The sequence below is a fragment of the Pseudomonas sp. RT6P73 genome, from assembly GCF_054897715.1.
On the sequence record NZ_JBUBUV010000002.1, the window covers coordinates 474,998 to 496,259 of the forward strand.

General features: G+C 60.6%; 20 protein-coding genes and 1 pseudogene. 12 read left to right on the forward strand and 9 right to left on the reverse strand.

Annotated features, from left to right (window positions below; genetic code table 11):
- Positions 1–30 precede the first annotated feature (30 nt).
- Entirely contained in the window at positions 31–834 is an 804-nt protein-coding gene (locus ACYZT6_RS02360; protein ID WP_462025552.1) for an IclR family transcriptional regulator, read from the reverse strand.
- Between the two features lie 164 nt (positions 835–998).
- Between ACYZT6_RS02360 and hmgA the strand changes: the two genes are divergently transcribed.
- From hmgA to maiA, 3 genes are read left to right on the forward strand one after another with little or no spacing between them, the layout of a single operon-like run.
- Positions 999–2,303, forward strand: coding sequence for a homogentisate 1,2-dioxygenase (gene hmgA, locus ACYZT6_RS02365; RefSeq protein WP_462025553.1), 1,305 nt, complete (start codon positions 999–1,001; stop codon positions 2,301–2,303).
- Between the two features lie 3 nt (positions 2,304–2,306).
- Positions 2,307–3,611 carry a fumarylacetoacetase gene (fahA, locus tag ACYZT6_RS02370; RefSeq protein ID WP_462025554.1) on the forward strand — a complete coding sequence of 435 codons (1,305 nt, stop codon included), beginning with the start codon at positions 2,307–2,309 and terminating at the stop codon, positions 3,609–3,611.
- A gap of 12 nt (positions 3,612–3,623) precedes the next feature.
- Positions 3,624–4,265, forward strand: a complete 642-nt coding sequence (gene maiA / locus ACYZT6_RS02375) for a maleylacetoacetate isomerase (protein WP_462025555.1) — start codon at positions 3,624–3,626, stop codon at positions 4,263–4,265.
- Positions 4,266–4,392: 127 nt separating this feature from the next.
- Here maiA and ACYZT6_RS02380 read toward each other — a convergent pair whose 3' ends face one another.
- Positions 4,393–5,196 (reverse strand): SirB1 family protein, encoded by an 804-nt coding sequence (locus ACYZT6_RS02380; protein WP_462025556.1) that lies wholly within the window; start codon positions 5,194–5,196, stop codon positions 4,393–4,395.
- Between the two features lie 183 nt (positions 5,197–5,379).
- Here ACYZT6_RS02380 and ACYZT6_RS02385 point away from each other — a divergent pair, with 183 nt between their 5' ends.
- Positions 5,380–6,399: a Glu/Leu/Phe/Val dehydrogenase family protein gene (locus ACYZT6_RS02385; RefSeq protein WP_219095759.1), complete on the forward strand. Its 1,020-nt coding sequence runs from the start codon at positions 5,380–5,382 to the stop codon at positions 6,397–6,399.
- A gap of 174 nt (positions 6,400–6,573) precedes the next feature.
- Here ACYZT6_RS02385 and ACYZT6_RS02390 read toward each other — a convergent pair.
- Positions 6,574–6,813: pseudogene (locus ACYZT6_RS02390) on the reverse strand (YebG family protein); the annotation flags it as partial.
- A gap of 335 nt (positions 6,814–7,148) precedes the next feature.
- Between ACYZT6_RS02390 and ACYZT6_RS02395 the strand changes: the two are divergent.
- Positions 7,149–7,649: a phosphate-starvation-inducible protein PsiE gene (locus ACYZT6_RS02395; RefSeq protein WP_131061150.1), complete on the forward strand. Its 501-nt coding sequence runs from the start codon at positions 7,149–7,151 to the stop codon at positions 7,647–7,649.
- Here the strand turns inward: ACYZT6_RS02395 and ACYZT6_RS02400 are convergent.
- The 3 genes from ACYZT6_RS02400 to ACYZT6_RS02410 form a co-directional block, all read right to left on the reverse strand.
- Complete coding sequence (locus ACYZT6_RS02400; protein WP_462025557.1) at positions 7,646–7,963, reverse strand: DUF3509 domain-containing protein; 318 nt, start codon at positions 7,961–7,963, stop codon at positions 7,646–7,648. The genes ACYZT6_RS02395 and ACYZT6_RS02400 overlap by 4 nt on opposite strands.
- Positions 7,964–8,358: 395 nt before the next feature.
- Entirely contained in the window at positions 8,359–9,660 is a 1,302-nt protein-coding gene (locus ACYZT6_RS02405; protein WP_462025558.1) for a serine/threonine transporter, read from the reverse strand.
- A gap of 61 nt (positions 9,661–9,721) precedes the next feature.
- Positions 9,722–11,098 (reverse strand): L-serine ammonia-lyase, encoded by a 1,377-nt coding sequence (locus ACYZT6_RS02410; protein ID WP_462025559.1) that lies wholly within the window; start codon positions 11,096–11,098, stop codon positions 9,722–9,724.
- A gap of 135 nt (positions 11,099–11,233) precedes the next feature.
- On the opposite strand from ACYZT6_RS02410, the gene ACYZT6_RS02415 reads away from it, so the two are divergent.
- Together ACYZT6_RS02415 and ACYZT6_RS02420 are read left to right on the forward strand one after the other, a co-directional pair.
- Entirely contained in the window at positions 11,234–12,181 is a 948-nt protein-coding gene (locus ACYZT6_RS02415; RefSeq protein WP_462025560.1) for a LysR substrate-binding domain-containing protein, read from the forward strand.
- A 213-nt stretch (positions 12,182–12,394) separates the two neighbouring features.
- Positions 12,395–12,802, forward strand: a complete 408-nt coding sequence (locus ACYZT6_RS02420; RefSeq protein WP_054049780.1) for an HPF/RaiA family ribosome-associated protein — start codon at positions 12,395–12,397, stop codon at positions 12,800–12,802.
- 274 nt (positions 12,803–13,076) lie between these two features.
- Here the strand turns inward: ACYZT6_RS02420 and fecA are convergent, their stop codons facing one another.
- The 3 genes from fecA to ACYZT6_RS02435 all read right to left on the reverse strand — a co-directional run bounded on the left by fecA (position 13,077) and on the right by ACYZT6_RS02435 (position 17,112).
- The gene (fecA, locus tag ACYZT6_RS02425; RefSeq protein ID WP_462025561.1) at positions 13,077–15,410 is read right to left on the reverse strand and encodes a TonB-dependent Fe(3+) dicitrate receptor FecA; all 2,334 of its coding nucleotides are present in this window, start codon (positions 15,408–15,410) and stop codon (positions 13,077–13,079) included.
- 278 nt (positions 15,411–15,688) lie between these two features.
- Complete coding sequence (locus ACYZT6_RS02430) at positions 15,689–16,627, reverse strand: FecR domain-containing protein (protein WP_462025562.1); 939 nt, start codon at positions 16,625–16,627, stop codon at positions 15,689–15,691.
- Entirely contained in the window at positions 16,624–17,112 is a 489-nt protein-coding gene (locus ACYZT6_RS02435; protein ID WP_462025563.1) for a sigma-70 family RNA polymerase sigma factor, read from the reverse strand. The genes ACYZT6_RS02430 and ACYZT6_RS02435 overlap by 4 nt, the downstream gene beginning before the upstream one ends.
- 178 nt (positions 17,113–17,290) lie before the next feature.
- On the opposite strand from ACYZT6_RS02435, the gene ACYZT6_RS02440 reads away from it, so the two are divergent.
- From ACYZT6_RS02440 to ACYZT6_RS02460, 5 genes are read left to right on the forward strand one after another with little or no spacing between them, the layout of a single operon-like run.
- Positions 17,291–17,596: a DUF3649 domain-containing protein gene (locus ACYZT6_RS02440; protein WP_462025564.1), complete on the forward strand. Its 306-nt coding sequence runs from the start codon at positions 17,291–17,293 to the stop codon at positions 17,594–17,596.
- On the forward strand, positions 17,593–19,170 hold the full coding sequence (locus tag ACYZT6_RS02445; protein ID WP_462025565.1) for a PepSY-associated TM helix domain-containing protein: 1,578 nt from the start codon (positions 17,593–17,595) through the stop codon (positions 19,168–19,170). The genes ACYZT6_RS02440 and ACYZT6_RS02445 overlap by 4 nt, the downstream gene beginning before the upstream one ends.
- On the forward strand, positions 19,171–19,494 hold the full coding sequence (locus ACYZT6_RS02450) for a DUF3325 domain-containing protein (RefSeq protein WP_462025566.1): 324 nt from the start codon (positions 19,171–19,173) through the stop codon (positions 19,492–19,494). It abuts the gene before it with no gap.
- Entirely contained in the window at positions 19,494–20,057 is a 564-nt protein-coding gene (locus ACYZT6_RS02455) for an RNA polymerase sigma factor (protein ID WP_462025567.1), read from the forward strand. Before ACYZT6_RS02450 ends, ACYZT6_RS02455 begins: the two co-directional genes overlap by 1 nt.
- Complete coding sequence (locus tag ACYZT6_RS02460) at positions 20,054–21,043, forward strand: FecR family protein (protein WP_462025568.1); 990 nt, start codon at positions 20,054–20,056, stop codon at positions 21,041–21,043. The genes ACYZT6_RS02455 and ACYZT6_RS02460 overlap by 4 nt, the downstream gene beginning before the upstream one ends.
- Positions 21,044–21,262: the final 219 nt, after the last annotated feature.

Consider the following 21,262-nt stretch of genomic DNA (forward strand, 5'->3'; position numbering starts at 1 on the left):
CATCCATAGCGGATGAATGATCGGAGCTGATCAGTTCCGGTCTTGAGACTTCGAAGAAGTCTCATACCCCATCCGCCAACTCACGGCCCGCGTCGCCGCCAGCAATCGCTGCGCCGCCGGGCCGTTTTCGTCGGCGTGAAATAACGAGGTCGGGCCGACAATGGTCAAGACCGCCGCGACATTCCCCACGGCGTTGAACACCGGTGCCGACAAGGCGTCCACTCCAGGCATCAACAACCCATGCACATGATGCAGGCCGCGTTCGCGGATCTGTTCGCACAAAGCCATATAGGTTTGATCGTTCGCCAAGACGTGGTCGGTGGCGTTTTGCAGTTCCTGATCGCGCAAGTCCACGGTTTCACGCTTCGGTAGAAATGCGCCAAACACCAGGCCAGTCGAAGAGCTAAGCAACGGCAACACCGAGCCCAACTGCGTCACCACCGTCACCGCGCGTACGGCCGGCTCGATATGGACCACGGTCGCGCCATGATTGCCCCACACCGCCAGAAAGCAGGTTTCGTTCAGTTCATCGCGCAACTCGGCCAAGGGCAGGGCGGCGACTTTCAGCACGTCCATACTGTTGAGTGCGGCGAGGCCGACGCGCAAGGCTTCGCGGCCGAGGCCGTAGTGGTTGGTCGCAGCGTTTTGCTCGGCGAAACCGCTGGCGATCAGCGCCTGCAAATAACGATGAACCTTGCTCGCCGGCATCTGCACGTGTTCGGCCAGGCGCGACAACGAAGTCGAGGGCGACAACTCGGCCAGCGCTTTGAGGATGTCAGTGCCGACCTCGGCCGAGCGGACTTTCTGTTTGTCGTTGTTGCGCGGCGTTTCCATGAGGCGGTTTGATCCCGGGACGAATGGGCGTCTTTATAGCTTGACGGTCAATACCAATCAAATTACGTTATGCGTAATTGAATTACGACAAAAATAACCCAGGCGTGCCGAGACCTCTGCAGCAGAGCGACAGGCCATTGCCTACTCCCTGTTCAGGAGGCTCCATGAACCTCGATTCAACGGCGCCAGCGCTGGCTTATCAGTCAGGCTTCGGCAACGAATTCAGCAGCGAAGCGTTGCCCGGCGCACTGCCCGTCGGCCAGAACTCCCCGCAAAAAGCCCCTTACGGCCTCTACACCGAACTGTTCTCCGGCACCGCATTCACCATGGCCCGCAGTGAAGCGCGGCGCACCTGGATGTACCGGATTCAGCCGTCGGCCAATCACCCGGCGTTCGTCAAACTGGATCGACAACTGGCCGGTGGTCCGTTGGGTGAAGTGACCCCCAACCGCCTGCGCTGGAACCCGTTGGACATCCCGACCGAGCCGACCGATTTCATCGATGGGCTAGTGAGCATGGCCGCCAACTCGGGCGCAGACAAACCGGCCGGGATCAGCATTTACAGCTACCGCGCCAACCGCTCCATGGAGCGCGTGTTCTTCAATGCCGACGGTGAAATGTTGCTGGTACCCGAGCAGGGTCGCCTGCGCATCGCCACCGAATTGGGCGTGCTGGAACTGGAGCCGCTGGAAATCGCCGTGCTGCCGCGCGGTCTGAAATTTCGCGTCGAATTGCTCGACCCGCAAGCGCGCGGTTACATTGCCGAAAACCACGGCGCACCGCTGCGCCTGCCGGACCTGGGGCCGATCGGCAGCAACGGTCTGGCCAATGCCCGGGATTTCCTGACGCCCGTCGCGCATTACGAAAACCTCAAGCAACCGACCACCCTGGTGCAGAAATTCCTCGGCCAGTTGTGGGGTTGTGAGCTCGATCATTCGCCGCTGAACGTGGTCGCCTGGCACGGCAATAACGTGCCGTACAAATATGACCTGCGCCGTTTCAACACCATCGGCACGGTCAGTTTCGATCACCCGGATCCGTCGATTTTCACCGTCCTGACGTCGCCGACCAGCGTCCACGGTCTGGCCAATCTGGACTTCGTGATCTTCCCGCCGCGCTGGATGGTGGCCGAGAAAACCTTCCGTCCGCCGTGGTTTCACCGCAACCTGATGAACGAATTCATGGGCCTGATCAAAGGCGAATACGACGCCAAGGCCGAAGGCTTCGTGCCCGGTGGTGCGTCGTTGCACAGCTGCATGAGCGCTCATGGCCCGGACGGTGAAACCTGCACCAAGGCAATCAACGCCGAACTCGCGCCAGCGAAAATCGACAACACCATGGCCTTCATGTTCGAGACCAGCCAGGTGCTGCGTCCGAGCCTTTTCGCCCTGGATTGCCCGCAACTGCAAAACAATTACGATGCCTGCTGGGCCACGCTGCCCGCCACTTTCGACCCGACCCGGAGATAACCCATGACTCAGACTTCCATCACTCGCAGCTGGGTTTCTTCCGCCAACGGCCATGCTGATTTCCCACTGCAAAACCTGCCGCTGGGCGTGTTCAGCGTCAACGGCTCGGCACCGCGCAGCGGTGTGGCCATCGGCGAACACATTTTTGATCTGCAAGCCGCACTGGACGCAGGCTTGTTCGACGGCGTCGCAAAAACCGCAGTAGAAGCCACCCGTGGCGGTCAGCTGAATGCGTTTTTCGAATTGGGCCGTGAGGCTCGCGTTGCACTGCGCGAACGTCTGCTGGAACTGTTCGCTGAAGGCAGCACCCTGCACGGCAAGATCGAAGCCCAAGGCGCAAAACTGCTGCCACTGGCGGCGACTTGCGAAATGCATCTGCCTGCGAAAATCAACGATTACACCGACTTCTACGTCGGCATCGAGCACGCGCAAAACGTCGGCAAATTGTTCCGTCCAGACAACCCATTGCTGCCGAACTACAAATACGTGCCGATCGGCTACCACGGCCGTGCCTCGACCATTCGCCCGTCCGGCACCGCCGTTCGCCGTCCGAAAGGCCAGACCTTGCCGGCCGGCCAGACCGAACCGACGTTTGGCCCGTGCGCACGTCTGGATTACGAACTGGAACTGGGCATCTGGATAGGTCAGGGCAACGAGATGGGCGACTCGATCGCCATTGGCGACGCAGCCGACCATATCGCCGGTTTCTGCCTGCTCAACGACTGGTCGGCGCGCGATATCCAAGCCTGGGAATACCAGCCGCTGGGGCCGTTCCTGTCGAAAAGTTTTATCACCAGCATCTCGCCTTGGGTCGTGACCGCGGAGGCGCTGGAGCCGTTCCGTCTTGCTCAACCGGCGCGCCCGGAAGGCGACCCGCAGCCGTTGCCGTACCTGTCCGACAAGCGTGATCAAGCCGCTGGCGCATTCGATATCGAGCTGGAAGTGCTGTTGCTTACCGAAGGTCTGCGCGAGCAAAAACTGCCGGCCCATCGCCTGACCCTCAGCAACACCAAACACATGTACTGGACCGTGGCGCAAATGGTCGCACACCACAGCGTCAACGGCTGCCAATTGCAGGCCGGTGACCTGTTCGGTTCGGGCACCTTGTCGGGGCCGGAAAACGGTCAGTTCGGCAGTTTGCTGGAAATCACCGAGGGCGGGAAAAAGCCGATTGAGCTGGCGTCGGGCGAGGTGCGCAAATTCCTCGAAGACGGCGACGAGATCATCCTGCGCGCCCGTTGCAGCCGCGACGGTTTTGCCTCCATCGGTTTCGGCGAATGCCGTGGCAAAGTGATCGCGGCGCGCTAAGAGGATCGGGTTATGGAACTCTATACCTACTACCGTTCGACGTCCTCTTACCGGGTGCGCATCGCGTTGGCACTGAAGGGCCTGAATTACCAGGCGCTGCCGGTCAACCTGATTGCGCCGCAAGGTGGCGAGCATCGGCAAGCGCCGTATCTGGCCATCAACCCGCAAGGCCGGGTGCCGGCCTTGCGCACCGATGAAGGCGAGCTGCTGATTCAGTCACCGGCGATCATCGAGTACCTGGAGGAGCGTTATCCACAGGTGCCGCTGCTGTCCAAAGACTTGGCCGCGCGCGCTCACGAGCGTGGAGTCGCGGCAGTGATTGGCTGCGACGTGCATCCGCTGCACAACGTCAGCGTGCTCAACAAGCTGCGGCAATTGGGTCACGATGAGCCGCAAGTGGCGGAGTGGATCGGTCACTGGATCAGCCAGGGGCTGGCGACGGTTGAACAGTTGATTGGGGATGAGGGTTATTGCTTTGGGCCGGCGCCAGGCTTGGCGGACGTCTATCTGGTACCCCAACTGTACGCAGCCGAGCGGTTCAACATTTCGCTTGAGCCGTATCCACGGATTCTCCGGATAGCGGCGTTGGCCGCCACGCATCCCGCCTTCATCAAGGCCCACCCGGCCAATCAGCCAGACACACCTGAGGCCTGACACCGCCACCCCTGTGGGAGCGGGCTTGCCCGCGATGGCGGCGTGTCAGCTGCATGAATGTCGACTGGCACACCCTCATCGCGGGCAAGTCGGATCGCCGCACCGCCGCTCCCACAAGGAGTTGTGGTCAATGGACGATGGAATTGGGTGGTAGGTGCCCCAGGCGTTCAGTCAGGCGAATCCGCTGGATCGGGTCGTCGCTGAGCAGCAGCGCATGCTCCAGGTCGAACCGCTCGGCATTCGGGCAGTCCAGCCGTTGATAGAGGCTGGCCCGTGCCAGGTAATCGGCGGCGTTGGCGTTGCCCAGTTCCAGCACGCGTTCGGCGTCGATCAGGGCGCCGATGTAGTCATCGTGGGAAAGGTGCAGCTGACGCAGGTTGCGTGACAGCCGTTGCAGCATCTGCGCCGGCTCGGCGGTCAGCATATGCTCGGCGTTCAGTTGCATGTTCGGGCCGTACTGGCGCTGCAGCAATTCACGGCAATCGTTGGGGTACAAGCGGCGCCCGCCGCACGGGTCCAGCAGATGATCGGCGCCCGGCACACGCAGCAGGAAATGCCCGGGGAAATTGACCCCGACCATGGGGATTTCCAGGCGTTTGGCCAATTCCAGCGCTATCAGCCCCAAGGACAGCGGCTGACCGCGCCTGAGCTCCAACACCTTATTGAGCAGTGCCACTTGCGGACGCAGCGGCGTGAAGTCGTCCTGGGCGAACCCCAGGTCATTCATCCGCCGCAAAAGCGGCTGGGCCAATTCGCTCACCGGCAGCATCGGCAAGCCATAACTGACCCGCTGTTGCAGGTCTCGGAAGTCTGCCAGGACCTTCTCGGGATCCACCTCTTTGTCGTGCTCGGCCGCCATCCACAGCGCCGCCTCGAACAGCGCGGGCGGTGATCGTTGCAGGCAGTCAAAAAAACGCTGGCGCGGGGTCATCGAAATCTCCGGGCAATGCCTCGTTTTAGCCTCGTCTGCGGCGTTCGTCCAGTGCTGCACACATGCTGTTTCAGGTTATGTCCGAAAGCCTGCATTGCGCCGCTGCTTATTCCGGTGCGCTTCTGCAAATTTTGGGCGCAAGCCTATACTGGCGACTACAAGAAGTGATTCGGGAGCCCGACGATGTTCGCTCTCATGCAAAGCACTCGCCTTGAATCGCTGCATCTGAGCGTCGACCCGGTCACCGGGTTGAAGGCGGTCATTGCCATCCATAACAGCCGTCTGGGGCCAGCCCTGGGGGGATGTCGTTACCTTGCCTATCCCAGCGACGAGTCTGCCGTCGAGGATGCCATTCGCCTGGCGCAGGGCATGAGTTACAAGGCGGCGCTGGCCGGCCTGGCCCAGGGCGGCGGGGTGGCGGTGATTGTTCGACCGGTGCATGTGGAAAACCGCGCCGCGCTGTTCGAAGCCTTCGGACGCTGCATCAATCAGCTCGACGGTCGCTACATCACCGCGATCGACAGCGGCACTTCGGTGGCGGACATGGATTGCATCGCCCAACAGACCCAACACGTCACCAGCACCACTTCAGCGGGCGACCCGGCACCGCATGCAGCGATGGGCGTGTTCACCGGCATTCGTGCCACCGCCATGGCTCGCCTGGGCAGCGATAACCTCGAAGGCCTGCGAGTGGCCATTCAGGGTTTGGGCAACGTCGGTTATGCCTTGGCCGAACAGCTGCACGCCGCTGGCGCCGAACTGCTGGTCAGCGACATCGATCACGGCAAGGTGCAACTGGCGATGGAGCAGTTGGGCGCTCACCCGATTGCCAACGACGCGCTGCTCAGTACGCCGTGCGACATTCTCGCGCCCTGCGGCCTGGGCGGCGTGCTCAACAGCCACAGCGTGACGCAACTGCGCTGCTCGGCGGTGGCCGGTTCGGCGAACAATCAGCTGACCCATCTGGAAGTCGCCGATCAACTGGAGCGGCGGGGCATTCTGTACGCGCCGGATTACGTGATCAATTCCGGCGGGTTGATCTACGTTTCGCTCAAACACCGTGGCGAAGAGCTCACGACCATCACCGCACACCTGTCGAAAATCGCCTCGCGGCTGACCGAAGTCTTCGCCCATGCCCAGGCGGAAAAACGTTCCCCTGCACGGGTGGCAGACGAGTTGGCGGAGAAAGTGCTGTACCGCTGAGCCATACCTTACCCCCGACATGAAAAAGGCCCTGAGCCATTCGACTCAGGGCCTATTCAATTCGGGCCTTGCTTACTTCGGTGTCTTGGCAGCTTTGGCTGGCTTGGTCGGCTCAGCGGCTTCAGCCACTTCTACCGGTTCAGCCTTTTCAACCACTTCAGGCGGCGCATTCAGCAGTTCGGACAAAGCATCCGGCTGGCTCTTGAATGCCTTGGCAAATACATCGCGATTCTTCGCCATGTAGATCCCGGCTTCTTCCACTTGCTGTTCGGTCAGGGACGGAACGGCTTTTTGCAACACTTCAGCCAGCAATTCAGCCAGTTCGAGCATTTTGTCATGACGGTCAGCTTCGGCTTTATCCATGAACAAGCGCTCCAGATCTCGGCTGCTGCGGTATACCACTTCGACGGCCATTCACCACCTCACATGCCTTCACATTAGTTGTCTGTTTCGACCACTGTATTTATATACAGCGAAAAGGATAAGCGAATCCCTGCGCTTTGGGTAGTGGCTTTTCAATGTAGACCGAAATCAGGGTTTGTCAGGTGGACCGAGGTACTCCAATCGCGAGCACGCTCGCTCCCACAGGTTTGGAGGTGGCCGGGAAGGGTGCGACCAAACGCCACGGAGCGCGTTTTAGAGCACCTCGCCATCATGTGTAGGGTGCCTCTGGCCTTTTTTCTGCATGCAGAACAACCGTCACGTCAAACCCGCATCATCCGCTCGAACCGAGCTAAGGAAGAATCATCGTGAAAATCAACTGGGCCGAGAACCTGCGGCAGAACGTGCACCAACTGGCCGAGTCCCTGGGCAACCTGTTCGTCGAGACCTTCCATTACCTGGCGCTGTTCGCCATCGGTGCAGTGACCGCCTGGGCGGCGGTGATGGAATTTCTGGGGATGATCGAAGAAGGGGACATCAAGATCGATGACATCTTGCTGCTGTTCATCTACCTGGAACTGGGGGCGATGGTCGGGATTTACTTCAAGACCAACCACATGCCGGTGCGCTTTCTGATCTACGTGGCGATCACGGCGCTGACGCGGCTGCTGATTTCCAACGTCTCGCACCACAATCCGCCGGACCTCGGGATCATCTACCTGTGCGGCGGGATTCTGCTGCTGGCGTTTGCGATTCTGGTAGTGCGTTACGCTTCGTCGCAATTTCCTTCGGTGAAGATCGAGAACCCGCAACGCAAGATCGGAGCGGGTTCCGGTGAACATCCCGAAGTGGAGAAGGGCGAAATTTAAAGCCCGATGGTTGGGCGGGGCTTGCCTTTGACTTGGGGTGGAGGCGGGTTGCGATTGTCGCCATCGGTCATCGCTTCGAGGATCGTCATGGCGCTGTGGCCCTGTTCGATGGCGATGCCGAACTGAATGCTTTGTACCAGGCGTTTGAGACGCTTGGGGTCATTGCGCTGTTCGGCGCTGATCATCCGCTTGGCAACCACGTGGCCGCTGTTGGAGAGGGTCAGCATGATGCTGCCGTCCAGACCCTGAATGCTCAGGTTGATCTGATAGTCCGCTGCGAAGGCATCGGTAATGAGCTGAAATGGGTTGTCCATGGTGCGTCACCGCCTGATTGAACGTGCAGTTGTTGACCGGCCATGATCGGGTTGGTTCGCACTACCAGACCATCGGCAGGCCGCTCGCTGAGGTTTTCAAAGTCCTTTTGCCTCGCAGGTGATGTAGCAAGGGACGTGCCGGGAAAACTGTCGAACAATGATCGTGACGGAAAAGAGGCGCGCAGGCAGTCAAGAAAGTTCAGGCGAAACACACTCCCTGTAGCAGCTGGCGCAGCCTGCGTTCGGCTGCGAAGCAGTCGTGAGATCAGCCAGCGCGGTGCTTCAGGAAGACCGCGCGCTCAGGTTTTACGACTGCTGCGCAGCCGAACGCAGGCTGCGCCAGCTGCTACAGGTTCGTGCTACGGCTTACCTATTCGGCTTCAGGTCTGCCCGTTTCAGGGCATGAATGAATAGATGATCGCTGACAGTGCAATCAAACCGATCAACACCACGAACACGTTCGACGCCTGGCCCGAGTACTGGCGCAAGGCCGGCACGCGGCGGATGGCGTACATCGGCATCAGGAACAGCAGACACGCAATGATCGGCCCGCCGAGGGTTTCGATCATGCCGAGGATGCTCGGGTTGAAGGTCGCTACGGCCCAGCAGCTGAGGATCATGAACAGCGCGGTGAGGCGGTTCAGCCAGCTCGCCGACATCACTCGGCCACGGCCACGCAGGCTTTTCACAATCAGGCCCTGAAAGCCTTCGCTGGCGCCGATGTAATGGCCGAGGAAGGATTTGGTGATCGCCACCAGCGCAATCAGCGGCGCGGCATACGCGATGACCGGGGTCTGGAAGTGATTGGCCAGGTACGACAGGATCGAGATGTTCTGTGCCTTCGCCGCCGCCAGATCGGCCGGGGACAGGGCCAGCACGCAGCTGAAGCAGAAGAACATAACCGTCACCACCATCATCGCGTGGGCGATGGCGAGAATGCCGCTGCTCTTGCGCTCGGCGTGCTCGCCATAGCGTTGTTTCTGGTCAACGGCGAAGGCGGAAATGATCGGCGAATGGTTGAACGAGAACACCATGACCGGGATTGCCAGCCACAGGGTTTTGAAGAACAGCGGCAAAGGCATGCCTTCGCTGGCGGTGGCGAAGAACGCACCGTTCCAGTTCGGGATCAGGCTGACACCGAGCAGCAGCAACGCCGCGACGAACGGGTAAACCAGCACGCTCATGCATTTGACGATGACACCCTGGCCACACCGCACGATCGCCATCAAGCCGAGGATCAACAGCAACGACAGAATCGCTCGCGGTGGCGGGGCGATGAGCAATTGATGTTCCATGAAGCTGCTCAATGTGTTGGTCAGCGCCACGCTGTACACCAGCAGAATCGGGAAGATCGCGAAGAAGTACAGCAGCGTGATCAGCTTGCCGGCGCCAACGCCGAAGTGTTCTTCCACCACTTCGGTGATGTCTCCGGAGCGACCTGACAGCACGAAACGGGTCAGGCCCCGGTGAGCAAAGTAGGTCATCGGAAACGCCAGTACTGCCAGGATCAGCAGCGGCCAGAAACCGCCCACGCCGGCGTTGATCGGCAGGAACAGCGTGCCGGCGCCAATCGCCGTGCCGTAGAGGCCGAGCATCCAGGTGGTGTCGTGTTTGCTCCAGCCCTTGGTGGCTGTTGCTGTGTCGCGTGTGAGTTCTACAGCAGGATTATCGGCAGCAGGTGTACGTACATCGGTCATCGTTTGGCCTCGTTATTGTTCTTGCTCGGGCTCACGGTTACGGGCGGTCAGGGAATGCTCCTCAGCACTCCACCCAGCTCACTGCCAGGCCGCCCCGTGAAGTCTCTTTGTATTTGTCGTGCATGTCGGCGCCGGTATCGCGCATGGTGCGGATCACCCGGTCCAGGGAAATGAAGTGTTTGCCGTCGCCGCGCAAGGCCATTTGCGTGGCATTGATTGCCTTCACGGCAGCAATCGCATTGCGTTCGATGCACGGCACTTGTACCAGGCCGCCGACCGGGTCGCAGGTCAGGCCGAGGTTGTGTTCCAGGCCGATTTCGGCAGCGTTTTCCAGTTGCTCGGGCGTGGCGCCGAGGATGTCGGCCAGCCCGGCAGCGGCCATGGCGCAGGCCGAGCCGACTTCACCCTGACAGCCGACTTCGGCACCGGAGATGGACGCGTTTTTCTTGCAGAGTATTCCTACAGCCGCCGCGCCCAAAAAGAACGCGACAACGTCATCGTCCGACGCGTCCGGGTTGAATTTCATGTAGTAGTGCAGCACCGCCGGAATGATCCCTGCCGCACCGTTGGTCGGCGCCGTCACCATGCGGCCGCCCGCTGCGTTTTCTTCGTTCACGGCGAGAGCAAACAGGTTGACCCACTCCATGGCCGACAAGGTGGAAGTGATGACATTCGGCTTGCCGATTTCCAACAGGCTGCGGTGCAATTTCGCTGCGCGACGGGGAACATTCAGACCGCCCGGCAGGATGCCTTCGTGACGCATGCCTTGCTCGACGCACTCGCGCATCACCGACCAAATGTGCAGCAGACCCTGACGGATCTCGGCTTCGCTGCGCCAGGCCAATTCGTTGGCCATCATCAACTCGGAAACGCGCAGACCGTGTTGGTTGCAGAGTTTGAGCAATTCGGCGGCACTGGAAAAATCGTACGGCAACACCACGTCGCTGGTCGGCGCGATGCCGGACTCGGCTTCCGCCGCTTCGATGATGAAGCCGCCGCCAATCGAGTAGTACGTTTGCTCCGACAGTTCACCGGTTTCGCCGAAGGCTGTCAGGGACATGGCATTGGGATGGTAAGGCAGGCTCTCGTCGAGCAGCAGGAGATCCTGTTGCCAGTTGAAGGCGATGGTCTTTTGGCTGGCCAGAGACAGTTCGCCGGTTTCGCGCAGGGTGTGGATGCGGCTGTCGATGGTGGTCGGATCGATGCTGTCCGGCCATTCGCCCATCAGGCCCATGACGCAGGCACGATCGGTGGCGTGGCCGACGCCGGTGGCCGAGAGGGAACCGTAAAGGCGGATTTCGACCCGACGGACGGCGTCGAGCAAATCCTGGTCAATCAGTGCCTGGGCAAAGGTCGCCGCGGCGCGCATCGGGCCGACGGTGTGGGAACTGGACGGACCGATGCCGACTTTGAAGAGATCGAAAACACTGATAGCCATGCTAAAGCCTATACAAGCAATGGAAGAGAAATCGCTGCCATTTTTGTAGGACAAGCGCAATGTCGGCGATACTGCCTACGTTGGTCCTACGTGACCAACGAAACTTCCTAAGACAGCCTTTAGCAGGACTAAACAATGAGTCGCCAATTGCACGCCCAGACGTACGTCTGGCTGCACGTGTTTTCCTGTGCCGCGCGGCACTTGTCGTTCACCCGCTGCGCTGAAGAGCTGCACATCACGCCGGGTGCGGTCAGTCAGCAAATCCGCCAACTGGAAGAACGGTTGGGTTTTCGACTTTTCCACCGCCGTGCCCGCGGCGTGGAATTGAGCGCCGAGGGTCAGCGACTGGCCATTACGGTGAACGAGGCTTACGGCAGCATCGACGCGGAATTGCGACGACTGGACGCGGGAATGATCAGCGGAATTCTGCGGGTGCGTTCAATTCCTTCGTTCCTGAGCAAGTGGCTGACCCCGCGCCTGCCGCGATTGCAGCAGCGCTTTCCGGACATTCAATTGCGCCTGGTGGCTGAGGACAGCAGCGTGCCGCTGCACGAGGGTGACTTCGACCTGGCGATCGACCTGAATGACGGCAGTTATCCCGGGTTGTTATCCACAACCCTGCTGGACGAGCAGATCTTCCCGGTCTGCGCCCCCAGCCTGCTGCGCGGTCGACCACCGCTGCACGGTCCGGCGGGCCTGATTCACTTTCCGCTGCTGCACGACATCACCGCCTGGCGCGGCAGTTACGAGTACGCGGAATGGGAGTTCTACCTCAATGCCATTGGCTTCGAGGGCGCGGACGTGCGGCGCGGGCATACCTTCAATCGCAATCACCTGACCATCGAAGCGGCGATTGCCGGCATGGGGGTGGCGATCGCGCGGCGAACGTTGCTCAACGATGAGCTGGAGCGGGGGACGTTGATCGTGCCGTTCGGCCTGGCGGTGCCCAATCACAAGCGTTACGTGCTGCTTTATGCGCCCGGCGCGCTGAGCCATCCGGGTGTGCGGGCGGTGCATGACTGGCTGGTAGAAGAGGCGGGGATTTTCCGGAGTCTGCACCCGCTGGCGGAGCGGCAGATGTGAGCATTTGTGACAAAGAAGCGAGTCGACCCAACTCCCGACCTTAACAGCGCTTTTTGTCGTTGTCCGACTTTTTTTGCGAATCCATATTTATCTTTTTTTAGGGGTTGAAATGTTCTGCGCGCAGACCGATTGTGTAAGTAAGAGGTCACGGTGATGACGCCCAAGGGCCAGCCGATGCGCCTCTCGCAAGCTAGCTGAAATAAGGGATGAACTATGCAAATCCAAGTCAACAGCGATAACCATATTCAAAGCAGCATCCGACTGGAGGAGTGGGTACGTACTACCATTGAGAGCACGCTTGAACGTTATGAAGAGGACCTGACACGCGTCGAGGTTCATCTGCGGGACGAGAACGGCGACAAGCCAGGTCCCCATGACATGCGCTGCCAGCTGGAAGCGCGGCCAAAAGGCCACCAACCGATTTCTGTCACCCATAAAGCCGACACCCTGGAGCAAGCCATCGACGGTGCGGCGGAAAAACTTGAACACGCGCTTGAGCATCTGTTCGGCAAACTGCGGGGCAAACCACGTGCCGCTGTGGTGCCGTTCGAACGAGTCGCTGCCGATGCGCTGCTGGAAGACGAGTTTCTCGAGAACGAACAGGCTGCACAAAACGGCTGAAGCCTGATTTAATTTTTACCTTCCCACTGAAAACGGGCCTGCTTATGCAGGCCCGTTTTGGTTCCAGCGCTCAGTGACTTCAACTGTGACACGCTATATGTAGCAGCTGGCGAAGCCTGCGTCCGGCTGCGAAGCAGTCGTAAAACCTGAATGCGCGGTGTTCTTGACCCACCGCACCGTCTGACTTTACGACTGCTGCGCAGCCGGACGCAGGCTTCGCCAGCTGCTACAAAATCGCGTTATGCCTTAAGCTTTCCGTTGTAAGGGCGTTCGATTAGAACGCCACCGACGTCTGCACATAAACCGTCCGCGGTTCCCCCACGTACTTGCCCTTGTTGTTGTCATCAAACGACCGGGTGAAGTACTGGTGGTTGAAGATGTTCTTAACCCCCACCGCCACATTCAAATCCGACAGTTTCGGCCCGAAGTCATACGCCGCGCGGCTGCTGAACAACATGTACCCAGGAATCTTGCCCGTGCTGCCATCAGCGCTTTCGGCCGAGGTGTTGGCGTTGTCGGCAAACTGGTCGCTCTGGTAACTGCTGTCCAGGTTCAGCTTCCAGGCGCCTTCGGTGTACCCCAACCCGATCGTGCCTTTGTGTTTCGAGGAGAACGGCACACGATTGCCCTTGTTCGGTCCGTCTTCGCGGATGGTCGCGTCCACATAGGCGTATGTGGCATACACATCGAAGCCGGCCAGCGACGGGCTCAAATCATCCAGCGAATAATTGATGCTGCTTTCAATGCCTTGATGACGCGTCTCGCCCCGGGCGATCACCGAATCGTTGGTCTGATTGCTTTCGTACTGGTTGTCGAAGTTGATCAGGAACGCGCCGATCTCGGCTCTCAGTGCGCCGTTGTCGTAACGGGTGCCCAGTTCCCAGGTCCGCGCCTTCTCGGGTTTGACTTCGCCGCTGGTCACCCGGTTTGGCATCTGGCTGTACTGCACGCTGCCGAACGAGCCTTCGGTGTTGGCGTAGAGATTCCAGGTGTCCGTCACGTGGTAGAGCACGTTCAACGCCGGCAGCGCGGTGTTGTAGTCGCCCTTGTACTTCACGTTTGTCAGGTTGTTGGTCTGCTGCGAATCGATCATCTCGTAGCGAATGCCTGGGGTGATCGTCCACTTGCCGATGTCGATCCGGTCGTCGACGAAGAACGCATTCGCCTCGGTGCCGCCACGGGTGTCGCGGTCATTGCGGCTGTTGGTGGTCGGGAAGGTATTGTTGGCGATGGGTTCGCGGTAGCGCAGTTCGTGGCCGGCTTCGTTGATGTAGCGATAGCCGACGCCGACTTCATGGCTGGTCGGGCCGAGGTCAAAACCTTGGGCAAAACGGGTTTCCAGGCCGCGCACCCAATACTCGCGCGGCGACAGCGACAGGAACGTGCCCTGATCCAGATAACCGCTGCGCAAGGTTTTGGTAAAGAAGGTGTTGGCAGTGAATTCGCGGCGATCTTCCTGATAGCGATAGCCGACATTGAACATCGTCCGGCGGCCCCAGAACTGGTCTTTCGGGCGGGTGGACTGATACGGGTCGGCGTCGTAATCAGCGACGTTCAGACCGCCGGGCATGTCCGCCCTGCCTTCGTAATACTGAGCCATCGCGTTGAAGCTGTTGGCGTCATCGAGCTGATACTTGCCCTTGAGAATCAGGTCGTCGATTTCAGTGTCGCTGTGTTCACGCCAGTCGCCGCCGCGGGTGCCGGAGTACAACAGCGCCCCGCCCAGGCCGTTGTCGGCCGTGCCGCCGGCCAGCAAGTTGCCGGTGGTTTTGAAACCGTCATGGCTGGAGGAAGGACTGGTTTCGGTCTGGAAACCGCCTTTCACCGTTGGCTCATCGGGAATCGCACGGGTCACGAAATTGACCACGCCGCCGACGTTCTGCGGGCCGTAACGCACCGCGCCGCCGCCGCGCACTACGTCCACCGCGTCCATGTTGCCGATGCTCACCGGGGCGAATGACAGCTGCGGCTGGCCATAGGGGGCGAAGGGCACCGGGATGCCGTCCATCAACACGGTCGAGCGCGATGCCAGGCGCGGATTGAGGCCACGAATGCCGAAGTTCAGCGCCATGTCATGGCTGCCGGTGCCGTTGTTGTCCGGCGCGTTCACGCCGGGGATACGGTTGAGCACGTCCTTGGCTTGGGTCGCGCCCTGGCGTTCGAACTCTTCACGACGGATCACATCACGTGCGCCGGGGTGCTCGAAGACGTTGATTTGCGCCGCGTCGCCGAGCCAGTCGCCCACCACTTTCGAGGTGTCCAGTTCTAGCGCGGTGTCGCCCGCCGGTTGCAGGCTGAAGGCATTGTCGCCCTCGGCGCGAGCTTGCAGGCCGGTGCCTTCGAGCAAAGCGTCCAAGCCCTGGGATGGGGTGTAGTTGCCTTCCAGGCCACGACTCTGCATACCGCTGGTGATTTGCGAACCAAAGGTAATCAACACGCCGGCTTCACGGCCGAACTGGTTGAGGGCGTTTTCCAGCGAGGACGGGGCGATGTGGTACGGCTTGGCATCGGCGGCGAGAGCGAGCGGCAGCACGCCGAAACTCAGGCTGACGCCCAGCAAGAGTTGGCGCAAGGTGCGGGCCAGCGGAGTGAGGCGGGTGGGGTGCATGGACGACGATCCTGAGAAGGTGGAATCAAGGGGGCTTTCCTTCTCTGTCACGCCAGATCTGAAAAACGGCTCACGTGGAACAAAATTTTTTGCGTGGATCACTTTTTGTGGCGAGTGGGGACCTGTGGTGAGGGGGCTTACCCCCGTTCGACTGCGCAGCAGTCGCAAAACCGAAATACTCGGATTGTCTGAAGGAATGTGTTCATCTGGTTTTGGGGCTGCTTCGCAGCCCAACGGGGGCAAGCCCCCTCGCCACAGGGTTTGTGTTTCGCCTTGGGTTACACCTTCGCTTCGACGGTCACCCAATACCGCGTAAAGTGCTTGACCCTCACCGGCAAACTGATTTCCAGCAGATCAAGAATCCGCTCACTGTCGTCCAGCGGATACGTCCCGGAGATCAACAAATCCGCCACCTTCGCATCGCAATTCAGCTGCCCGCGACGATAACGCCCGAGTTCGTCGAGAAAATCCCCGAGGCGCATGTGCGCGGCCACCAGCATGCCATCGGCCCAGGCGCCGCTATTGGCGTCCAGCGGCAGCGATTGGCCCACGCCACGCGGGCCGAAACCCAACTGCCGCGCGGCTGGCAAAACCTGCGGTGTGCCACCGTCCGGCGTCAATTCGGCGCTGCCCTCGAACACCGCCACCTGCGTGCGATCAGCAAACTGCCGGACGTTCAATCGCCCACCTTGCGTGGTCAAAACCCCCTGCGCGGTCTGCACCTCAAACGCCTGGGTGGCGGTCAACAGCAGTTCGCCCTCCAGCAAACGGATCAGCCGTTGCTGACCCTCCACCCGCAGATCCGCCGAGCTCGCGGTGTTGAGCTGCAACTGATTGCCTGCGCCGAGCGCCACCTTGCGCCGCTGACCGATGGGGCTGCGGTAATCAGCGAGTAACGGCGACAGCACGTTGTGTTCGCGCAGGCCCCAAGTGACCGCAGAACCGGCGCCAAGAATCAGCAACAGTTTCAACGCCTGACGTCGGCTGCCGGACTTCGGCGCATTGAGCGCCGCGTGGGCCAGCGGTGAAGACAAACCGCGAAGTCGCTGATTGACCCGCTGGATATGTTCCCACGCCCGTTGATGCTCGCTGTGCGCATCGTGCCATTGCTGCCAAGCTTGTTGCTGGCGCGGGTTCAGCGGGCCTTGCTGCATTTCCATCAGCCAGTGCACCGCCTGCTCGGCGACCTGGGAAGAAAAGTCCGGAGTGCCGTTCATAGTGCGAAGTAGCAGCGCATGGCTGCTTTACTCAAATGGCGTTTGACCGTGGCGATGGAAATCCCCAGTTCGGCGGCGATCTGTGGATAAGTCAGGCCATCGACCTGTGCGAGCAAAAAGGCGCGTTTGACCAGTCGCGGCAAACCATCCAGCAACTGGTCCAGCTCCATCAGGGTTTGCAGGATGATTGCCCGCTCTTCCTCGGACGGTGCGTACACCTCCGGCAGGTGCGCCAGTGCTTCGGCGTAGGCGCGTTCCAAATCCTGACGACGGTAATGATTGAACAGCACGCGTTTGGCGATCGTCGTCAGGAATGCTCGTGGCTCGATAATCTGCGGAGTTTCCCGCGCAGTGAGTACGCGAATGAACGTGTCCTGGGCCAGGTCCGCCGCGCTTTCCGGGCAGCCAAGCCTGCGCCGCAACCACCCGGTGAGCCAGTTGTGGTGGGCGTGATAGAGGACTTCGACGGGATTGGCGGGCTGCAACAGAACCACTCCGACACAAACGGATACGTTAGAGAACAAGAATTGTTCGCATTGTAGAGGTGTGGAATGGCCCCCTGCAATCGGATCTGTTTTGCGTATGAGAATATTTATCATTAATATTGCGCGCTTGCTGGCCCCGTGACCGTCACGCGGCCTCACCCGGTTTCAAGGTCGAAACATGAAAGGCAAAATCAGCACGCTCCCCGTTTCTTATCGACTGGCCGTCACTTCCCGCGTGCTGGCCGCGGTGTTGGGCGGCTATGTCGTTGCGGCGCTGGCCAGTGTCAGCCTGAGCTTATGGCTGCCGATGGCCCGGGCCGAAGCGGTGGTGACCGGGATGATGACTTCGTTTCTGGTCTATCTGGTCGCGGTGCTCTGGTGTTTTGCCTGTCGCAGCGCGTGGCAGGCCTGGTTCGGGTTGATCGTGCCGGGCCTGGTGCTGGCGGCGGTGGCAGGGCTGGCGTATTGGATGGGCCACGCATGAAAGAGGGTTTTCGTCAGGCGATGGCCTGGTTGCACACCTGGGCCGGGTTGATCTTCGGCTGGTTGTTGTTCGCGATTTTCCTGACCGGCACGCTTGCCTATTTCAAGGACGAAATCAGTCACTGGATGCAGCCCGAGATACCGGCGCGTTCGGTGAGCTCCGAAGCCAGTTTGACCCTGGCGCAAAATTACCTTCAGCAACACGCAGCGGGTGCCTCGCGCTGGCTGATCGATTTGCCGAGTGCCCGAGAGCCGGGCCTGTCGGTGCGCTGGCAGCAGTCGCCGGCCATACCCGGCGAGCGTGGGCAATTCACCGAAAAACTCCTCGACGCGCAAACCGGCAGCGAAGTGCAGGGCCGTGAATCCAGTGGCGGCGACTTCTTCTATCGCTTCCACTTCCAGCTGCAAATGCCTTATCCGTGGGGTCGCTGGTTGTCGACCATCGCGGCCATGGTGATGTTCATCGGCCTGATCACCGGGATCATCACCCACAAGAAAATCTTCAAGGACTTCTTCACCTTCCGCCCCCGCAAAGGCCAGCGTTCCTGGCTGGACGGGCACAACGCGGTGGGCGTTCTGGTGTTGCCGTTTCACCTGATGATCACTTACAGCAGCCTGGTGATTTTCATGGCGATGGTGATGCCGGCGAGCATCCTGGCCTCGTACAAAGGTGATGCACGCGCGTTTTACGCAGAGGTGTTCCCGGCCTCCAGCACACCCGAACTCGCCGGCAAACCGGCTGAGCTGGCGCCGATGGCGCCGCTGTTGGAGCGGGCGCGCACGCAGTGGTCGGGCGGTCGGGTAGAACGTTTGACGGTGAACAATCCGGGGGATGCGAATGCCTCGATTGTCGTCTCAAGGGACGATGCCGACCGGGTGATTTATGACGCCAGCAGCGCGGTGACCTTCAACGGCGTGACCGGTCAACAACTCAGCGCCACGCCGCAGCAACCGGTGCCGATGGCCATCGCCGGCAGTTTTTATGGTTTGCACATGGGCCATTTCGCGAGCCCCGTTCTTCGGTGGCTGTACTTCATTTGCGGTCTGGCGAGCACGGCGATGATTGGAACCGGGCTGGTGATCTGGCTCGGCAAGCGCCAGCTCAAACATGCGAAAAGCGCGGTGATGCCCTTCGAGCTGCGGCTGGTGGAAGTGCTGAACATTGCCAGCATGTCCGGGCTGGTGGTCGCGGTGGCGGCTTTCTTCTGGGCCAATCGGCTGCTGCCGGTCGAGATGGCGACCCGGGCGGATTGGGAAGTGAACAGCTTCTTCATCGTTTGGGGCGTGAGCGTGATTCATGCGGTGGTCCGCGGCCGCGCGGCGTGGGTCGAGCAGTTGGCGTTGGCCGCAGTGCTGTTCTGCGGTGTGCCGCTACTCAATGCTTTGACCACGCCGTACCACTTGGGTGTGACGCTGGCTCAAGGCGACTGGACGCTCGCCGGGTTCGATTTGACCTGCCTGGGCAGTGGCCTGTTCCTGGCCTGGGCTGCGTGGAAAATGCAGCGCACCGGGCAGGCCGTTCGTGTTGTTAAAGAACGTGCCCGACCGATCACGCTTGAGCAGAAGGTGAACTGAATGTTGCTGGCCTTGCTGCTGTGTTACGGCGGTTTCACCGCGCTGTGTTTATCGATGGATCGGCATCACGCCGAATTGCTCGGACGCAAGGCATCGGCCCGGCGGCGCAAAGCGTTCAAGCTGAGCGGCTGGGTGTTGCTGGCGGTTTCCTTATGGGCGGCGGTGTCGAATACCGGTTGGGGCTTGGGGTTGGTGGAGTGGTTCGCGGTGTTGATGCTCAGCGCCTTGCTGCTGGTGTTGTTGTTGCCGTATCGCCCGCGTCTGGCTCTGGCGTTGGCCGGGTTGAGCGTGCTCGCGAGCCCCGTTGCAGTGTTCGCGCAGTGATGATCACTAATCCACCTGAATCACACGACGAAGAACATCGTGGCGCCCGTGCGCATTTCCTTCAGGTGTTCCTGTCCCAGCGTTCGCAGATGGAAGCGCTGGTGAGCCGGCGTGTCGGCTGCCGAGCGACCGCCGCCGATCTGGTGCAGGACTTGTTTCTGCGTTTCTGGCGGCGGCCACTGGTGCAAGTCGAGGAACTCAGCACTTACCTGCTGCGTTGCGCCGGCAACATCGCCATCGACCATTTGCGCAGTGAAGGCACGCGGGTGCGGGTCAACGAAGGCTGGATGCCGGATCAGCCGGACAGCCAGGGCAGCGAACCACAAGCCGCGCTGGAGGCGGGCAACGATCTGCGTCACGTCGAAGCGGCGTTGCGCGCGTTACCGGAACGCACCCGGCAAATCTTTCTGCTCAACCGCATCCACGGGCGCAAATACGCCGAGATCGCCAAGGCCATGGGCCTGTCCCAAAGCGCCGTGGAAAAACATATGATGCGCGCCCTCGATGCCTGCAAGGCCAGCCTGCGGGAACCGCCAACGCGCACGCCAGGGAAAGCACCGTGAATCAACCCGACCGCGTCACCCCGACGTCCGCTCAGGAGCAGGCCGCGCTCGCCTGGCTGAGCCTGTTGCACGACCAGCCCAGCAGCGGCGATCAACTCACTTTCAGTCGCTGGCTCCAGGCCGATCCCGCCCACGCCGAGGCTTACGCCCAGGCACAAGTGCTGTGGGAATTGAGCGAAGCGCCGGCGCGCACCCTGGCCGACGAAGATGCGTTTACCTTGCAGGGTTACCTTAATGCCATGAACCAATCTCGACGCTCCAGCGTGCGGCGCTGGTCTGGCGCGCTGGCCATGGCCGCATGCCTGGTGCTGATGATCGGCCTCGGTGCGGGTTGGCAGCCGACGCGCTGGATCGATGATCTGGGGGCGGACTATGTGTCTGCACCGGGGGAAATTCGCACCGTTACATTGGCCGATCAGTCGCAAGTCACGCTGGATGCCGACAGCGCCATCGCCGTGGATATCAGTCGTGGTGAGCGCCATGTTCAGCTGCGCCGCGGTGCCGGGTTTTTCAGCGTGACCCACACGGGTGATCCGTTTGTGGTCGCTGCGGAAAAGGGTCAGGTGCAGGTGCTCGGCACGCAGTTCGAAGTGCGCCTGCAACCGCACGGCGCGCAAGTTACGGTGCTGTCCGGGCGGGTCGGCGTGACCGCGGACAAGTACGCCGAGCAACAGATTCTGAGCGCCGGCCAGCAAGTGGCTTACGGCGAAGGCTCGGCGCAAAAGCTGCACGCGGTGGACAGCGAAGCGCAGTTGGTGTGGCGTCAGGGTTGGCTTAATTACTACAAGGCCACGTTGGCTGATGTGGTGCAGGACTTGGGGCGGTATTACCCGGGGCGGATTGTGCTGCTCAATGATGAACTGGCGGCGCGGCGGGTGAGTGGCAGTTTTCCGAGCAAGGACCCGGAGGTGGTTTTGAGTTCTTTGCAGGGCGTTTTGGGGTTTGAGCAGACCAATGTTTTGGGGCATCTGATTATTTTGCGCTGAGGCTACCGGCGCTTTCGCGGGCAAGCCTCGCTCCAACAGATCATGCGCGATCAATGTAGGAGCGAGGCTTGCCCGCGAAGGCGTCAGACCGAACACCACATCTCCCAAGGCAAAAAAATTATTTTCAAAATTATGGTGAGGTAAACCCGACCCCCATCCGTGTAGTGACTGAAACTGCGAGTCATTCGCATCCCGTAGGTTCTACACAGGTCATTGAGC

Excerpts from the sequence above, each read along its gene's own strand:
- ACYZT6_RS02415 (WP_462025560.1), top strand. The coding sequence starts at position 11,234 with ATGAGTCGCCAATTGCACGCCCAGACGTACGTCTGGCTGCACGTGTTT.
- ACYZT6_RS02360 (WP_462025552.1), bottom strand. The coding sequence starts at position 834 with ATGGAAACGCCGCGCAACAACGACAAACAGAAAGTCCGCTCGGCCGAG.
- ACYZT6_RS02445 (WP_462025565.1), top strand. The coding sequence starts at position 17,593 with ATGAAAGAGGGTTTTCGTCAGGCGATGGCCTGGTTGCACACCTGGGCC.
- ACYZT6_RS02455 (WP_462025567.1), top strand. The coding sequence starts at position 19,494 with ATGATCACTAATCCACCTGAATCACACGACGAAGAACATCGTGGCGCC.
- ACYZT6_RS02385 (WP_219095759.1), top strand. The coding sequence starts at position 5,380 with ATGTTCGCTCTCATGCAAAGCACTCGCCTTGAATCGCTGCATCTGAGC.
- fecA (WP_462025561.1), bottom strand. The coding sequence starts at position 15,410 with ATGCACCCCACCCGCCTCACTCCGCTGGCCCGCACCTTGCGCCAACTC.
- maiA (WP_462025555.1), top strand. The coding sequence starts at position 3,624 with ATGGAACTCTATACCTACTACCGTTCGACGTCCTCTTACCGGGTGCGC.
- ACYZT6_RS02405 (WP_462025558.1), bottom strand. The coding sequence starts at position 9,660 with ATGACCGATGTACGTACACCTGCTGCCGATAATCCTGCTGTAGAACTC.
- ACYZT6_RS02400 (WP_462025557.1), bottom strand. The coding sequence starts at position 7,963 with ATGGACAACCCATTTCAGCTCATTACCGATGCCTTCGCAGCGGACTAT.
- ACYZT6_RS02410 (WP_462025559.1), bottom strand. The coding sequence starts at position 11,098 with ATGGCTATCAGTGTTTTCGATCTCTTCAAAGTCGGCATCGGTCCGTCC.
- fahA (WP_462025554.1), top strand. The coding sequence starts at position 2,307 with ATGACTCAGACTTCCATCACTCGCAGCTGGGTTTCTTCCGCCAACGGC.
- ACYZT6_RS02440 (WP_462025564.1), top strand. The coding sequence starts at position 17,291 with ATGAAAGGCAAAATCAGCACGCTCCCCGTTTCTTATCGACTGGCCGTC.
- ACYZT6_RS02430 (WP_462025562.1), bottom strand. The coding sequence starts at position 16,627 with ATGAACGGCACTCCGGACTTTTCTTCCCAGGTCGCCGAGCAGGCGGTG.
- ACYZT6_RS02420 (WP_054049780.1), top strand. The coding sequence starts at position 12,395 with ATGCAAATCCAAGTCAACAGCGATAACCATATTCAAAGCAGCATCCGA.
- ACYZT6_RS02450 (WP_462025566.1), top strand. The coding sequence starts at position 19,171 with ATGTTGCTGGCCTTGCTGCTGTGTTACGGCGGTTTCACCGCGCTGTGT.
- ACYZT6_RS02380 (WP_462025556.1), bottom strand. The coding sequence starts at position 5,196 with ATGACCCCGCGCCAGCGTTTTTTTGACTGCCTGCAACGATCACCGCCC.
- hmgA (WP_462025553.1), top strand. The coding sequence starts at position 999 with ATGAACCTCGATTCAACGGCGCCAGCGCTGGCTTATCAGTCAGGCTTC.